This window comes from Daquilactobacillus linshuiensis (genome assembly GCF_052828685.1).
In genome coordinates, this window is sequence record NZ_CM128255.1 from 371,468 (window position 1) to 387,634 (window position 16,167).

Consider the following 16,167-nt stretch of genomic DNA (forward strand, 5'->3'; position numbering starts at 1 on the left):
ATTATGAATATAATTACAGTTTCACAAATTTCAAAAAAATATGGGAATTTACTCAACTCGACTAAAGCTCTTAACGGTGTTTCTTTTAATATAGAAAAAGGAGATTTTGTTGGAATTATGGGGCCTTCAGGGTCAGGAAAAACCACACTTTTGAATATAATCTCTTCGGCTATGAAACCCGATGTTGGAGAAATAATTATTGACGGTAAAGAATTGACAAGAATGAAAGAAAATGAAGTGGCAAATTTTAGAAAAAATCATTTAGGCTTTATATTTCAAGATTTTAATCTATTAGAATCTTTAACGGTAGAAGAAAATATTATACTGCCGCTAACTTTTTCGAAATTTAAAAAAGTAGAGATAACTAAAAGATTACAATATATTAATAAAATCCTCGGGTTAACACCACTTAATAAAAGAAGAATTGACGAACTTTCAGGAGGACAAAAGCAATTAGTTGCTTGTGCTCGTGCAATAATAAACAAGCCAGAAGTTTTATTTGCTGATGAACCGACGGGAAGTTTAGACTCTAAGTCCGCGACTCAACTTCTCAATTATCTTGAAAAAATAAATACACAAGAACAAACAACGATATTAATGGCAACACATGATGCTTTTACTGCTAGTTATTGTAAAAGAATAATTTTTATAAAAGATGGAAAAATTTTTGCGAAAATCAACACTAATGGTGATAGAAAAGAATTTTTTGAAAAAATAATTAATATGCAAAGAACAATTGGTGGAGGAGATTTTTTTAATGCTTAGTAAAATATTTATAAAAAATTTTTCTGCCCATAAAAATAATTATTTAGTTTATATAATGGCTTCTTCAAGTGCGGTTATGGTTTATTTCATTTTATATTTTATAACTTGGAACCCTGAGTTAAAAACTGTTGAAAACTGGAATACCAATTTAGGAAGTCTTACAACTGCATTATCTTCGATTCTAATTTTTATGGAGTGGATATTTGTAGCTTATATAAGTGGAATTTTAATAAAAGAAAGAAAAAAGGAATTTAATTTATATAAATTTTTAGGAATTTCAAAATATAGAATTTCTTTAGGGATTTTTTTTGAAACCTTTTTTATTCAATTTATTTCATGGATAGTTGGATTTGTTTTTGCAATTATTTTTTCTAAAATGTTTGGAATGATTTTAATAAGAATGATGCATCTTTCTTGGGATTTTCATTTTTATTTAAATACAAAAATTCTTCAATCATCTTTATGGACATTTATATTTTTTACACTTTTATTAGCCATACTAAACATGTATCGAATTATTCGTCAGAAAAATAAGTACAAGCAAAAAAAAGAAATGAAGTTTGTTAATTATATTATAGGAATTTTAGGAGTGTTATTAATTCTTTATGGATATTTTCAGGTACTAAAATATGGTGGTAATATAATTAAAGATAGTAATTACAGTAATTACAATACTAATCTTGCTCAAGTAAAGATGTTTTGGATATTTGTTGAGGTGGTAATTGGCACTTATCTTTTTTATGTGGGATTTATAGAAGCAATTATTGAAATATTAAAGAAATTTAGTATTTTTAAATATAATGGTCTTAAAAATTTAACTAGTAATTTATTTGAAAAATCAATTAAAAAAAATGTATCATCACTTTGGTTGATTACGGTAATGTCCGGATTATCGATTGTAATGTTATTTTTTGCAATTGTTGTATATCAGAGTAGTAAATATCATGATGACACATTATATTCATATGACATAGGTGTGAACTCAAGAGATTTGGACATCGTAAAAAAATATGCTCAAAAGAATAAACAAGATTTTAAAGAAATTAAAGAGGTACCCATAAAACAAAATATCGGAAGAAAAAATAAGGATAACTATCAAGTCTATAGTTTTATTTCTTACAAAAGCTATAAAAAAGCAATAGGCAAAAAAGCTATAAAATATAATAGTAATATAAATCCTAATGAAATAATGAGCTTAACTGATAGTACATTTGGTGATCAACGTGTTAATGATACCTATACTTTGTTAATTGGAAAAAAAATACATGTAAAAAATAGTGGTATTGCAATTCCTATCAGTCCTAATTTGTATTATGGATCAGTTATTGTAGTTCCTGATAAATTGTATGAATCTTTATCTGCAGATAAAGCAGACAAAATATATGGAATTAATTTTAAAAAAAGTATAAATAGATCAATGAAAAAAGATTTAGATAATTTAACAATGAAGACTCGAACAAATAACAATTATTTATTAGCTTGGATTAATCAGAAGAATCATAACGTTAATGAATATAAAATTGATTCATATAAAAAAAATAGCCAAAAAAATGTGGGTGTATTTGTAAAGAATAATTATACTCAAAGCTATGCAAGTAGTGTTTTGGGACAGCAAACAAGAGGATTTTTAGTATTTATTTTCAGCGTATTAAGTGTTGTATTTATTGTTGCGTTAGGAAGTATATTGTCAATTAAACAATTTGTTGAGAATAATAGAAATATAAAAACGTATGAAACAATAAAAAAAATCGGTATAGGTCAAAAAAACATAAATAAACTTATTTTTAGACAAACCTTTCTACTATTTTATTTACCAATTAGTTTAGCTATTATACATGCAATAATGGCGGCCAATTATTTGATGGCAATATCTATTAATAGTTATTGGATATTATTTTTAGAAATTTTAACTATTTATTTGATTATATATACGTTACTTTTTGTAATAACTCAAAGAATATCAAAGTTGCAGATTTCAAAAGAAATTAATCATTGACATAAAGTTTAGAAAAAAAGCCAAAATTATTAGTCGTTTTTTCGATTAATAATTTTTTTATATTTGCATAATCAATATCACTTGAGTTACTTCCAACAATAATTACGAAACTATCATCGTTTTTAATTATTAAATAATTTTGTAGTTGAATTTTTTTGTTTATCATCATATTTTCAAAAATTAGTTTTTGCTCTTTATTAAACTTCAAATAAATAAATCTATAATAAGAAAAATTCCAAGAAAAATTATTTTGTGATATTTCTTGGTAATCAGTTCCAGAAAATTCAACACGCATTGATGCTTCATCTAAATTAATAGGATTTAAAATTACGTGTGGCTTTGAAAAATCTTTTAATAATTTTTTACTTCCTAGTGTTAAACTTAAAGACATAATAAAACTCCTTAAAGAAGAGGTGATATTTTGAAACTTACAGTATTAGGATATTTTGGTGGTTATCCATTTGATGGGCATGGGACAACGAGTTATTTATTACAAGAAAATGGATATAACTTATTAATTGATTGTGGAAGTAATACCGTTAATAATTTATCAAAAGTTATTGATCCACTTCAATTAGATGGTGTTATTATTTCTCACTACCATCATGACCATATAGCAGATTTAGGAGTTTTGCAATATTATTGGCAATTAAATAATGGAAAAAAGAAAGTAGACATATTGCCAATTTATGGAAATACTCAGGATCCTTTAAACTACGGTTCTCTGACTTTGGAGAAAGTCACAGTTGGAAAATCTTATTCCGATTTAGCTCCATTAGAAATTGGACCATTTAAGATTGAGTTTTTAAGAACAATTCATCCTGTCCCAACATATGCTATGAGAATAACTAACGGGAAAAAAATACTAACTTTTACAGCTGATACGGATTACTTTGATGATTTAGTTGATTTTTCGATGAACTCTAATTTATTAATAACGGATACAAATTTTGACAAGCAAAAAACAGGAATTAAGTGGCATATGACTAGTGTAGAATCGGCGAAATTAGCAAACGATTCTAATTCTGAAGTATTACTTTTAAGCCATCTACCTCAAGAAATTAATCACAATCAATTGTTGAAAGAGGCAAAGGCAATAAAGAAAACTGGAAAGGTATTTCTTGCGAGCGACGCACTTTCTGTTGAGTTATAATAATAAAAAAATTATTAGTTTTATAAATTATTATTCAAAAAATATTGTGAAAAAAGTTCACATTTATTGTTTTAATAGTGTTGAAAACTCACAAAATAATAATGAGGAACATATTTTCGCATATTAATTTACAAAAATATATAGACTTCTTTTATTAGAGAAGTTATAATAATGACGTGGAAGAAATTCCAACTCCAAAGCTAAAGGAGAAATACTTATGGTAACACTATACGTATCACCTAGTTGCACATCATGTCGTAAAGCAAAGGCTTGGTTACAAGAACATGATATAGAATTTAAAGAAAGAAATATTTTTACAGAGCCTTTAAATAAAGATGAACTAAAACAAATTCTTCAAATGACAGAAGACGGAACAGAAGAAATTATTTCTACTCGTTCAAAAGTATTTCAAAAGTTAAATATTAAAGTTGATGATTTAACAATTGATCAACTCTTAAATATTATTGAAAAAAATCCCGGAATATTAAGAAGACCAATTATGATGGATGATAAACGCCTTCAAGTTGGGTTTAATGAAGATGAAATCAGAAGATTTCTACCAAGAAGCGTAAGAACAATGGAATTACATCAAGCACAATTAATGGCAGGATTTTAGATAAATAAAAAAGGCGCGAAATTAATCGCGTCTTTTTTATGCTTAAAACTTTACAACTGAATTAGTATTGATAAAATAGACAGAAGTAAGACGGAGTTGTGAGGTAAAGTAAATGGAAACTCATAGAATAAATGATGATACAATTAAAGTAATCCTTGCTCCAGAAGATTTAGAAGACAGAGGTGTTTCTATGCTTGATTTATTAGGCAATAGAAAACAGATAGAAGCATTCTTTTATAGTATTTTGGATGAAGTGGATGTTGATAAAACATTTGCTAATGATGAGGCTGTTACATTCCAAGTTATGCCACAAACAAAAGCAAATGGTTTAGTTTTATTAATAAGTAAAGGTAATAAGGCAGCAAAACAAATGGGACAAGAGTTTGGGTCTTTTGATAATAATTCTAACGAGTCAAAAGGCTGGGAAGACTTTTTCAAGAACAATTTGGGAATTGATGCTCAAGAAGTTGAGTCAGTACCTGAAGAGAAAAAATCAAAAGATGGTTTTGAAGATAGAATATATACAAGTGTAGTTAAATTTGAAAGTTTTGAAGATTTCTTAGATTTAGCCAATATGCTAAAAAATGATAGTATTGTATCTAATTTATGGTTATATGAAGGACAATATTACTTAGATATTTTAGTTTATACAGATGAACTACATGATTTAAGACTAAAAGAATTAACAGCAATTGTTAATGAATTTTCATATAAAACAACTATCACTTCTGCATATTTATCTGAATATGGGAAAAAAATTATGGATAAATCAGCACTGCAATTAGCAAGACACTATTTTAAATAAAGACCGATTGGGTCTTTATTTTTTTTGCGTAATTTTTAAAAGGGTGATATTATTTTTGCCGCATATAATCAAAAAAACAAATTAGTCTATGCAATTAATGCTGATATAAATGATAAATTTAAATGTGTTGATTGTAAAAAAGATGTGAAATTAATATGTTCTAAAACGCAAAAAAAATATTTTATGCATAAGATACAATCGCATAATAAGAGTAACGAAACTAATATTCATCGAATAGGAAAAAATATATTAAAACAAGATTTTGAAATAAATGGCTATATAACTACGAGTGAAATATATATAGAAAATAATAAACAAAGAATTGACGTATTTGCTAAAAAATCTACTCGAAAATTAGCATTAGAGTTTCAAAATTCACCGATAAATAAAGAAATATTAAATGATAGGATAGCTGGATATAATAAAGGTGGATACCAGAGTATTTGGTTTTTAAGTCAAGGATATTTAACAAAATTAAGTAATAGACAATTGAAATTTTTAAATTATTCTACTTCTTGGAAGTGGTATTTAATTTTTTTGAATACAAATATACATAAGTATACTTTATTGTTTGATATTAATTTTGTTGGTCCATGCTTAAATATTTACTATAAAAAAAGAAATTTTAATAACTTAATAGAGATAATTCAATTTAAAGAATTGAAACAACCATTTATTCATGAAAAAAATATTAATTTCATTAAGATAAGGCAGTATTGTTACGAACATAATATTAGTTATGAAAATAAGCTAAATGAAATAAAAATGCCTCCTATTTTTAAGCATAATTTAATTCAAACATTAGTAGAATTTGAAAAATTTGGTGTTGATAAAGTTGTTGAAATTCCTGCTCAAATAAAAATAAACCCCCAGCTAGTAAGTAAACTACAAGCTGAGGTTAATCAGAAATTAAATGATTTATTATTTTTGATAAAAAGAGATATCAATTAAGTTATTTTTAGTGTTATTTTTTTGAGGCTGATTATTTTTATATAAGTCAAATAAGATATTTTCAAGGTCTTCTTTGCTATGATTATCAATTAATATACCGTTTTGATCGTCAGAATCGTAATTAAAAATAACAGTAGATGGAGTTTGAGTAACATTCATTTCTTGCGCTAATAGTTGGTCAGCTTCAAAACTACTGTTTATTAGGTCACATTCTTTGTCAGCTAATAATTCTTCATAATCAATGTGTAACTCTTTAGCAGAATTTTTGATAAGATCTTCATTGTACTCGGCGTTTAATTCATTTATTGCATATTGAATTTTCATTAATAATTGACGTGCTTTTTTTTGACCTTGACAAGATGCAGCTTTATAAGTAAGCGCTGCGTCATAACAACTAAGTGTTATTTCATTTCTTAGTTGTAAATCACTAGTATCCATATTAGTTCTATTCATAAAATCGGTTATATTTTTTAAATTATTTACAGCAATAAAATTAAAATGTGCTTGTATATTGTGATCATCCACAAAGTTTAATATTGTAGTTTCCGTATTTAAACAATATGAACCTAATGGATTAACAAATAAAAATACTTCCCACACAATTTTTCTCCTCGTCTAAATAAATCTTCCAAAGTGTACTTTATCAAAATTTCATATAAGGTCAACTGTTTTGCCTTATAAAAGTGTTTTCAAAAATAAGCTATGTCTGTTTTATGGTATAGTTTTACTGTTAGATAAATCTCAGGAGGTGAATTTGATGACTGAAAATTGGGATGTTTTTTTGATGCCTTATCAGCAAGCTGTTGATGAGTTGAAAATTAAATTGCGAAGTGCTCGTAAAGAGTTTTTAGAGCGTGGGGAACATTCACCAATTGAGTATGTAACTGGTCGAGTGAAGACAATTGATAGTATTAAAGAAAAGATGCAAAGAAGATACATTGCAGAAAATGTTTTAGAAAAAGATATGCAAGATATTGCAGGGTTAAGAATTCAAACTCAGTTTGTAGAAGATATTTACGAGGTTGCAGATTTGCTGCATCAGCGTGAAGACTTGAGAGTGATTGAAGAACGCGATTATGTTACTAATAGCAAGTCTAGTGGATATAGATCTTATCACGTTGTTGTGGAGTATCCAATACAGTTAACAACTGGTCAAAAAAATATATTAGCCGAAATTCAGATTAGAACGCTAGCAATGAACTTTTGGTCAACAATTGAGCATTCACTTAATTATAAATATCAAGGTGATTTTCCTGAAGAAATAAATGATCGACTAAAAAGAGCTGCTGAAGCTTCATTTATGTTAGATGAAGAAATGTCCAAAATACGTGGTGAAATTCAAGAAGCACAACAGTATTTTACAGTTCAAAAGAAAAACAAAAATAAAACTAGTCAGGACAATGAAAATGAAAGTGTGGATAAATAATAATACAAAATCTATATCAAAAAAAACTGCAGAAAAAATTAAGCAGGGAGTATTAGATATTGGCTTTGAATTGGATAAAAAAAATCCTGACATTGCAATCAGTGTTGGTGGTGATGGAACTTTTTTAAAAACTTTTCATGAATATAGAAATAAAGTGAATAATGTAAGATTTTTAGGAGTACATACGGGCCATCTAGGATTTTATGCTGATTGGAGAGATTTTGAAGTTGATGAGTTAATAAAAGCTTTAAAAAATGATCAAAATAAAAGTATCAAATATCCAATTTTAGATGTCGAAATAACTTTTAGAAATGGTGAAACTAAAAAAATAAGTTCTTTGAATGAAACAATAATTAAACGTCCGTCGCAAACAATGAGAGCTGATGTTATTTTAGATGGTGAATTTTTCGAAAAATTTCGTGGAGATGGACTGTGTTTTTCTACACCAAGTGGCTCAACAGCCTATGCGAAATCAATAGGTGGTGCTGTAATTCATCCTAAGTCTCATGTTATGCAAATGAATGAAATAGCTCCGATTAATAATCGTGTCTATCGTTCAATATCTGCTCCTATAATTGTTCCTAGTACACAAACTGTTGAGGTTATTCTAGGAAGTGAAAAAGACTATATGGTAAATTATGATACTAATTCCCAAACTAACTGTGAAATTAAATCAATGAAGTTTAAGTTGTCTGATCAAAGTATTAAGTTTGCCCAGTTACGAGATAGACATTTTTGGGGACGTGTAGAACATGCATTTTTAGGAACGAACGACTTTTTATAATATGATTTTTAAATGGGTAGTAAAAAAAGAAGATAAAAAAATTGTTAGAAGCTTTTTAAAACAAAAGAATTTTTCATCAAGTCAAATATCAAAGATAAAAAATCATGATGGACAAATTTTTGTAAATAAAAAAGAAAGATATTTAAATTATTCTATGCCCGTTGGAGCTACAATTATCGTTAAACTACCAACAGAAATAGGCTCAAAAAAGATAAAGGCAATAACTGGGGACTTGGATATAAAATTTGAAGATGATTTTTATTTAATAGTTTCTAAACCATCAGGCTTGGCTAGTTTACCAGCTCGAAAAAAAGAATCAGCAACAATGGCAAATTATATAAAGGCTTACTTACAACAAAAAGGTGAAGAATCTGATGCAGTCCATGTAGTTACTAGATTAGATCGTGATACTTCTGGACTGATGATTTTTGCTAAAAATTCATTTTCACATTCACTGATTAGCAAGAAATTGCATTCTAATGATTTTACTAAGCAATATATTGCAGTAGTTGAAAATTCTTTTAATAGTTTGGAAAAATCAGAAATTAATTTACCTATTGGTATTTCTGATGATTTTTATATGAAACGTATTGTTTCTGGTAATGGGAAAAAATCACTAACTAAATATACAATTATGGAGAATTTTGATAACGGATCAGTCGCAAAAATTAATTTAATAACAGGAAGAACACATCAAATTAGAGTTCATTTTTCTGCTATTGGACATCCCTTGTATGGAGATGAGCTTTACGGAGGATCTATGCAATTAATAAAAAGACAAGCGTTACATTGTTTTAGGCTCAAATTTATACATCCGATAACAAAAGAAATAGTTGATGTTAATTCGCATTTGCCTAGTGATATTGAAAGCTTGATCGATAAACTAAGGAAATAGATCAATGGATAATATTGAAGTAGAATACAAAAAGTTAATAGATTTACTAAATGATAATGAAACTAAAAGATTCAGAAAAAAGTTTTTGGATATGCATTTTTATGATCAATCACAGTTTTTCTTAACTTTAGAAGAAGAAGAAAGGCTTAAGATATATAAAATATTAAAGCCTGATGAAACGGCTGACATGTTTGATACGATTGAAGATGACATTCCTGAATTACCAATGTATCTTGAAGAAATGGATCCACAATATGCTTCAGATATGTTGGACAACATGTATGATGATAATGCAGCTGATATTTTGGAGCATCTCGAAAAACCAGAAGTAGATAAATATTTATCAAGAATGCCTCGAGGAGAGGCTAATAATCTTAGAGGATTACTTCATTATGATACTGAGACTGCCGGTGGGTTAATGACTACTGATTATGTCAGTTTTAGTGTTGATCAAACAATATCTGATGCAATGAAAGAGTTAAAAGAGCAAGCTGATGATGCTGAAACAATTAACTCATTGTTTGTCATTGGTGAAGATGACGACTTAGTTGGTGTTATGTCTCTTAGAGAGTTAATTATTAATAATGATGATGCTTTATTAGGAGATATAATGAATAAGCAGGTGATTTCTGTTAACGTTGATGCTGATCAAACAGAGGTCGCACAAGTTTTTCGTGACTATGATTTTTTGGCCTTGCCAGTTGTTGATCATGCTAACAAAATGGTTGGTATTATCACAGTTGATGATGTTATTGAAATTATTGATGATGAAGCTCAATCTGATTACTCTGGCCTTGCTGGTGTTGATGTTGAGGAATCTATATCTGATAATCCGATACAATCAGCTATGAAGAGGTTGCCTTGGTTAATAACATTGTTATTTTTAGGGATGATTACTGCAACTTTGATTAATCATTTTGAAGACCTATTAAGTCAAGCAAGTATTTTGGCGGTATTTATAACATTAATAACAGGTACGGCTGGAAATGCAGGAACTCAAAGTTTAGCTGTTGCGGTTAGAAGACTAGCTATAATTAATGATGATGATTTTGGCTTAGGTAGTGTTATATTGCGAGAATTAGTTACAGGCATAGCTACAGGAATGGTCACTGGATTAACCATTTGGATTGTAGTTGGATTTTGGCAACACAGCTTTATATTGGGATTTGTTATAGGATTAGCAATGATGGTTGCGATAACAGTCGCTAATTTAGCTGGAACACTTATTCCATTAATAATGGATAAGTTAGGATTTGATCCGGCAGTAGCTAGTGGCCCTTTTATTTCGACACTTAGTGATTTGACTAGTGTATTAATATATTTTAATATAGCTAATTTGTTTATACATTTCTTTATAGGTAAATAAAAAATCCTTCATAATTGAAGGATTTTTTTAGTATTTAATTATTTTTGTTCCATGTAAGTACGGAACATTTAATTTATTAGAAATTTCATCAGCATTTTCATATGTAATACCTCCACCAGGAAGAATATCTATATCTTTAGCTTCAGAATATGCAATGATTTTTTTTAATTTATCGATATTCAATGGTCTATCTAAATTATCACCATGCGTTAATATCCGCTTTACATTATGTTCAATTAACCAATCTACTGTACTTAATTGATTTTCTTCTTGAATAGCATCAAATGCCATGTGCATAACAACTTCCATGCCAGAACTAGCACCTATTAGCATTTCCATAGCTTCCTCATCAAGTTGACCGTCAGATGTTAAGCAGCCAAAAGTTACTGCATCTACACCTAATTCCTGAGCTTTAAAAATATCTGCTTCCATAATCTTTAATTCAATATCGTTATAGATAAAATTCCCGCCACGAGGGCGAATCATAGTGGTTAGAGGAATTGAGTGTTCTTGCAGATATTTAGCAGATTCTGCCATGACGCCATAACTAACAGTAGTTCCTCCTACCGCTAGATTATCATTTAGCTCAATTCTGTTAGCTCCCGCTAAAACAGCAGCGGGGATGCTTGAATAGTTTTCTACAGCTACTTCTTTAAGAGTCATAGATGTCTCCTTTTATATATTTAAATTCCAAAAATTGCTTTACCACCAAAATAAATGATAACAATAATTGCTAAAATAATTCTATACCATCCAAATGCTTTGAAATCATTTTTCTTGATATAGTTAAGTAAGAACTTAATTGAGATATAAGCAACGATAAAGGACACAACAGTCCCTAATAATAAAATAAATGTTTCACTACCAGTAAATGTATTACCTTTAACTATAAATTTGATAATCTTTAAAAGACTTGCACCAAACATTGTAGGAATTGATAAGAAAAATGAAAATTCAGTAGCTACAAATCTAGAGGTTCCAATTAATATTGCTCCTAAAATAGTTGCACCTGAACGTGATGTTCCAGGTACTAATGCTAAGACTTGAAATAAACCAATAATAAAAGCTGTTTTAAATGAAAGAGTGTTTAAATCAGTTAATTTTGCTTTTTTATTTTTGTTATAGTTTTCAATAATAATAAACAAAATACCATAAATTAAAAGAGTAGCAGAAATGACTTGCCAATTGTTCAAGTGTGCATCCATCCAGTCATTGAGTGGAAGACCAACTATTATTGATGGAATACAAGCCACTAAAACTTTAAACCATAAAGTCCATGTTTGTTTTTTTTCTAGGTTATTTTTTTTTGGAGAAAAAGGATTTAATTTGTGAAAGTACAATAAAATAACTGCTAGTATCGCACCAAATTGTATAACTACCATGAACATGTTGATAAAAGATTGAGATTGATTTAATTTAACAAATTCATTTGCTAAATATAAATGTCCTGTTGAACTTATTGGAAGAAACTCGGTAACACCTTCGATGATACCTAAAATGATTACTTTAATTATTTCAATAAACAATATTTTTACCTCTTAATTATATTTTTAAAATCAGACAAATTTTACACAAACACATTCAGGTATTGCAACCTGTTCTTTAAGTATTGTTAATAAACCGGTTTTAATATTACGAGAAAATAAGGTTAGATTATCACTGTCTTGATTAGCACATAGTAAAAAATTATTTGAAGGGTCAAGGTCAAAATCACGAGGTCCTTTACCATGTATATCTTGATATTCTAATTTTTTTAGATGTTCACCATCTTCAGAAACTTCATAAATAGCAATTGAATCGTGCCCACGATTAGAAGCATAGAGAAATCTACCATCATTACTAATACGAATGGCAGCAGCTGTATTAGTACCTTTAAATTCTTTAGGTAATGTAGATATTTTTTCTTTGAAAGACAAGCTATGAGATTTGGGATCATAATTCATAACTAAAATTTCACTTGAAAGTTCACAAATAATATAAGCTATATTTTTTGTTGGATGAAAGACTAGATGTCTTGGGGCACTGCCCGATGGTGCGTGATATTCAAAAAGTAAAGTTGGTACTTGCGTATCAGATAAATCATAAATAGATACTTTATCAGCTCCATAATCACAAATAATTATTTTATTATCGGGAGTCAAACCACTGTAATGTGGTTTAGAAGAATCTTGTTCAGGCTTTGGACCATTTCCTTGTAGCGAAATAGTGTATAGACTTTTGAGAGAGCCATCAGATTGAACCTTATCAAAGTATACCTTACTACCGTGAAACTGACATGAATAAACCATGTTTCTTGTTGGGTCGTATTTTACAAATGATGGTGCAGCACCTAGTTTTAAAGCTGAGTTAATATATTTGGGCTTTTGACTTGAAATATCATAAGCTGCAATACCTCCCCAATCACCTTTTTGTTGGATTGAATATAAGTGAAGATTGTTGCCTATATCAATATAAGTTGGTTTATTTAATTCAATAAAAACTTTTGGTGATGTAATTGAGTTAGTCTCAGTATCTAACTGGGCAGAATATATTCCTTTCCCTTTATTTGTATAACCACTTAAATAGATTTGTTCTTTCAAAATTAGTTCTCCTTTTAGTTTTAAATTATTCTTTCAACTTAAAATATGTTATTTTGTTATACAAGAACATTATTTTAAGGAATTAGATATGGATGCAAAAAAAAATAAAAAAACTTCAATAAAAAAATCTTGGTTTTATAAATGGTTCATCAATAATCAATTCACTGTAGCTTTATTGAATATAATTTTAGCACTTTTAATTATATTCATATTTACTAAAGTTAGCTATGTATTTTCTCCTATTGGAAAAATTTTTGGTGTAATAATGCCAACGATATTAGTATCTATCGTATTGTTTTATTTAATAGATCCAGTAGTTGATTATTTTGAGAATAAATTTAAAGTGAAACGAGTTATTACAATTTCAGTAGTTTTTGTTATAGTTTTTTCACTACTTGTATGGGGAATTGTGTCATTTATACCTTTTTTACAATCTCAAATTGAATCATTAGTTAAAAGCTGGCCGAGATACTGGCATACTTTTCAAGAATTATCTTCTAAACTAACAAACAAAGGTTTCAATGATTCAACTTTGCAAGAACAACTCGAACAATTTAACCAATATTGGGGCGAAAAATTATCTAAAGGTGCAAGTAAATTAATACCAACAACTTTTAATAATTTGAGTTCAGCAGTAGGAATTATTACTAATATAGTAATGGTACTACTGACAGCGCCATTTATACTCTTTTTTATGTTAAAAGATAAAGAAAAATTTTTTGATAATTTTTTTGAGTATGTCCCAACTAAATTTAGAAAAGCAAGTAAGGAAATAGTCAGTGAAATATCTTTTTCATTAAGTGCTTATATTAGAGGACAAATAACAGTGGCCTTTTGGGTAGGTGTAATGTTTTTTGTTGGATATTTAATCATAGGGCAAAAATATGGGCTTCCATTAGCTATAATGGCAGCACTTTTAAATCTTATCCCTTATGTTGGTACTCCGTTAGCAATAATTCCTTCTTTGATAATTGCATTATTTACTCCTGGAATGTTAATTAAAGTAGTGATTGTATTTATTATTGAACAAACTTTAGAAACTAGGGTTGTTTCGCCTCTTGTGTTAGGCAATAAAATGCAGATGCATCCTGTAACAACGATTATTGTTTTACTAGGAGCGGGAAGTTTATTTGGAGTATTAGGAGTTCTTTTGGGAATCCCAGCATATGCCGTTTTAAAAATAATTTTTGTTAAAATTTTTAAATGGATTAAAGAAAATTCGAATTTATACAAAGAAAGTAATGAAGAAATTGTTAAAAAAGAAGATTGATTTTGCCTTAGAATTTTTTGAAAAAAATATTAATAAATTTAGATGTCCAATTTGTTTTGAGGATTTGTTTATTTCTTCATCCGATAATTCTTTGAAATGTAGTAATAATCATACTTTTGATATATCTAAAAGAGGATCTGTCCAACTGGTGAATAAGTTTATTAAAAGTGACTATGACGCAAAGCTTTTTCAAAGTCGTTTTAAAATGATGACAGCTGGATTATTTAATCCCATATTCAATGCTTTATCTGCAAATATTGATAATAATGAATTTGTTGTAGATGCGGGAAGTGGTGAAGGGTCTGCATTGATAGAATTATCTAAGAAAAAATCAATTACAGGATTGGGTTTAGATTTATCCAGTCAAGGAATACAATTTTCAACAAGAGGTCTTAGTGAAGACCAATTACTGTTTGCAGTTAGTAATTTAGCCAATATCCCATTGAAAGATAGCTCTGTAGATACAATTATAAATTTATTGTCGCCCGCAAGTTATGATGAATTTAAAAGAGTTTTAAAACCGGGAGGAAGAATTTTAAAAGTAATTCCAAACGCTAAGTATTTAACTGAAATTAGACAGTTTGTTTCTAAAAAAAGTGAAAACATAAGTGAATCATACGATAATTCAAAAGTATTAATGAATTTAGAAAAAAATTTTCGCTCAATAAATGTTGAGAACATTGATTATAATTTTGAATTATCAAACAAAGAATTAAAAGAAAATATGTTTTCTATGACACCTCTAACTTGGAACTTGGACGAAAAGATTAGGCAGGAATTTGTGAATTCTGATATTAGAAATGTTACAGTTAATTTACAACTTCTCAAAATCGATATTTAACTATTGAATTATAATTAAGCAATGCTTATTATGTTATTAAACTTTAATCATAAATTTTTATCAGATTAATTTTGATAAAAGCTTATGATTAATATTTATTAACGTATATTCTTGCCGTGGGGAACACCGAGGATGTGCGTTTTTTTTATTAAATTAATCTTGAGGAGAATTTATTTTGACAAATCATATCGCTCTTTTTGAGCCATTAATGCCTGCTAACACTGGAAATATAGCACGTACTTGTGCAGCTACCGATACTAAACTACATTTAATTAGACCTTTAGGTTTTTCTCTTGATGATAAGCACATGAAACGTGCAGGATTAGACTATTGGGATAATGTTGATGTTACAATTCATGACGATTTAGATGCATTTTTGGAAATAATTGAAGATAAAAGATATTTATATTTAGTTTCTAAATTTTCAGATATTGTGTATACAGATGTTAACTATGAGAGTACGGATGTTGATCACTACTTCCTATTTGGAAAAGAAACAACAGGATTACCAGAAAAATTTATGAGAGATAATTCTGACAAATGTATACGAATGCCAATGACCAATAAAGTTAGAGCATTGAATTTATCTAATTCGGCAGCAATTATTATTTATGAAGCATTAAGACAACAGAATTTTAAAGGGTTGGAATTAACACATTTATACGATACGGATAAGCTTCATTAAAACACAGTTAACTGTGTTTTTTTTGTTTTTATTAA

Annotated in this window: 18 protein-coding genes; 13 read left to right on the forward strand and 5 right to left on the reverse strand. The window is 28.4% G+C overall.

Annotated features, from left to right (window positions below; translation table 11 throughout):
- Window positions 1-765 (forward strand): ABC transporter ATP-binding protein, encoded by a 765-nt coding sequence (locus ACUV9F_RS01980; protein WP_446184336.1) that lies wholly within the window; start codon window positions 1-3, stop codon window positions 763-765.
- Complete coding sequence (locus ACUV9F_RS01985) at window positions 758-2,761, forward strand: FtsX-like permease family protein (RefSeq protein ID WP_446184019.1); 2,004 nt, start codon at window positions 758-760, stop codon at window positions 2,759-2,761. Before ACUV9F_RS01980 ends, ACUV9F_RS01985 begins: the two co-directional genes overlap by 8 nt.
- Here the strand turns inward: ACUV9F_RS01985 and ACUV9F_RS01990 are convergent.
- A complete protein-coding gene (locus ACUV9F_RS01990; protein ID WP_446184020.1) occupies window positions 2,751-3,152 on the reverse strand; it encodes a hypothetical protein in 402 nt (133 codons plus the stop codon). The two genes, ACUV9F_RS01985 and ACUV9F_RS01990, sit on opposite strands and share 11 nt — an antisense overlap.
- Window positions 3,153-3,182: 30 nt before the next feature.
- Here ACUV9F_RS01990 and ACUV9F_RS01995 point away from each other — a divergent pair, with 30 nt between their 5' ends.
- The 4 genes from ACUV9F_RS01995 (at window position 3,183) to ACUV9F_RS02010 (ending at window position 6,286) form a co-directional block, all read left to right on the forward strand.
- Window positions 3,183-3,914 (forward strand): MBL fold metallo-hydrolase, encoded by a 732-nt coding sequence (locus ACUV9F_RS01995; RefSeq protein WP_446184021.1) that lies wholly within the window; start codon window positions 3,183-3,185, stop codon window positions 3,912-3,914.
- Window positions 3,915-4,131: 217 nt separating this feature from the next.
- Complete coding sequence (gene spxA / locus ACUV9F_RS02000; RefSeq protein WP_446184022.1) at window positions 4,132-4,530, forward strand: transcriptional regulator SpxA; 399 nt, start codon at window positions 4,132-4,134, stop codon at window positions 4,528-4,530.
- 112 nt (window positions 4,531-4,642) lie between these two features.
- On the forward strand, window positions 4,643-5,335 hold the full coding sequence (locus ACUV9F_RS02005; protein WP_446184023.1) for an adaptor protein MecA: 693 nt from the start codon (window positions 4,643-4,645) through the stop codon (window positions 5,333-5,335).
- Window positions 5,336-5,518: 183 nt separating this feature from the next.
- Entirely contained in the window at window positions 5,519-6,286 is a 768-nt protein-coding gene (locus ACUV9F_RS02010; protein ID WP_446184024.1) for a competence protein CoiA family protein, read from the forward strand.
- On the opposite strand, the gene ACUV9F_RS02015 is transcribed toward ACUV9F_RS02010, so the two are convergent.
- Complete coding sequence (locus ACUV9F_RS02015) at window positions 6,257-6,886, reverse strand: DsbA family protein (RefSeq protein ID WP_446184025.1); 630 nt, start codon at window positions 6,884-6,886, stop codon at window positions 6,257-6,259. The two genes, ACUV9F_RS02010 and ACUV9F_RS02015, sit on opposite strands and share 30 nt — an antisense overlap.
- A gap of 157 nt (window positions 6,887-7,043) precedes the next feature.
- Here ACUV9F_RS02015 and yjbM point away from each other — a divergent pair, with 157 nt between their 5' ends.
- Genes yjbM through mgtE form a run of 4 tightly spaced genes read left to right on the forward strand, consistent with a single transcriptional unit; the run spans window position 7,044 to window position 10,757 of the window.
- A complete protein-coding gene (yjbM, locus tag ACUV9F_RS02020) occupies window positions 7,044-7,712 on the forward strand; it encodes a GTP diphosphokinase (RefSeq protein ID WP_446184026.1) in 669 nt (222 codons plus the stop codon).
- Window positions 7,693-8,496, forward strand: a complete 804-nt coding sequence (locus ACUV9F_RS02025; RefSeq protein ID WP_446184027.1) for an NAD kinase — start codon at window positions 7,693-7,695, stop codon at window positions 8,494-8,496. Before yjbM ends, ACUV9F_RS02025 begins: the two co-directional genes overlap by 20 nt.
- Window position 8,497: 1 nt before the next feature.
- Window positions 8,498-9,391, forward strand: coding sequence for an RluA family pseudouridine synthase (locus tag ACUV9F_RS02030; RefSeq protein WP_446184028.1), 894 nt, complete (start codon window positions 8,498-8,500; stop codon window positions 9,389-9,391).
- Between the two features lie 4 nt (window positions 9,392-9,395).
- Window positions 9,396-10,757 (forward strand): magnesium transporter, encoded by a 1,362-nt coding sequence (gene mgtE, locus ACUV9F_RS02035; RefSeq protein ID WP_446184029.1) that lies wholly within the window; start codon window positions 9,396-9,398, stop codon window positions 10,755-10,757.
- Between the two features lie 27 nt (window positions 10,758-10,784).
- Here mgtE and ACUV9F_RS02040 read toward each other — a convergent pair whose 3' ends face one another.
- From ACUV9F_RS02040 to ACUV9F_RS02050, 3 genes are read right to left on the reverse strand one after another with little or no spacing between them, the layout of a single operon-like run.
- On the reverse strand, window positions 10,785-11,420 hold the full coding sequence (locus ACUV9F_RS02040; RefSeq protein ID WP_446184030.1) for a copper homeostasis protein CutC: 636 nt from the start codon (window positions 11,418-11,420) through the stop codon (window positions 10,785-10,787).
- Between the two features lie 20 nt (window positions 11,421-11,440).
- Window positions 11,441-12,283 (reverse strand): undecaprenyl-diphosphate phosphatase, encoded by an 843-nt coding sequence (locus tag ACUV9F_RS02045; protein ID WP_446184031.1) that lies wholly within the window; start codon window positions 12,281-12,283, stop codon window positions 11,441-11,443.
- Window positions 12,284-12,313: 30 nt separating this feature from the next.
- Window positions 12,314-13,336 carry a lactonase family protein gene (locus ACUV9F_RS02050; RefSeq protein ID WP_446184032.1) on the reverse strand — a complete coding sequence of 341 codons (1,023 nt, stop codon included), beginning with the start codon at window positions 13,334-13,336 and terminating at the stop codon, window positions 12,314-12,316.
- A gap of 88 nt (window positions 13,337-13,424) precedes the next feature.
- On the opposite strand from ACUV9F_RS02050, the gene ACUV9F_RS02055 reads away from it, so the two are divergent.
- The 3 genes from ACUV9F_RS02055 to trmL all read left to right on the forward strand — a co-directional run bounded on the left by ACUV9F_RS02055 (window position 13,425) and on the right by trmL (window position 16,132).
- Window positions 13,425-14,606 (forward strand): AI-2E family transporter, encoded by a 1,182-nt coding sequence (locus ACUV9F_RS02055; RefSeq protein WP_446184033.1) that lies wholly within the window; start codon window positions 13,425-13,427, stop codon window positions 14,604-14,606.
- A complete protein-coding gene (locus ACUV9F_RS02060) occupies window positions 14,578-15,447 on the forward strand; it encodes a putative RNA methyltransferase (RefSeq protein ID WP_446184034.1) in 870 nt (289 codons plus the stop codon). Before ACUV9F_RS02055 ends, ACUV9F_RS02060 begins: the two co-directional genes overlap by 29 nt.
- A 175-nt stretch (window positions 15,448-15,622) precedes the next feature.
- Window positions 15,623-16,132 carry a tRNA (uridine(34)/cytosine(34)/5-carboxymethylaminomethyluridine(34)-2'-O)-methyltransferase TrmL gene (gene trmL, locus ACUV9F_RS02065; RefSeq protein WP_446184035.1) on the forward strand — a complete coding sequence of 170 codons (510 nt, stop codon included), beginning with the start codon at window positions 15,623-15,625 and terminating at the stop codon, window positions 16,130-16,132.
- Window positions 16,133-16,167 lie beyond the last annotated feature (35 nt).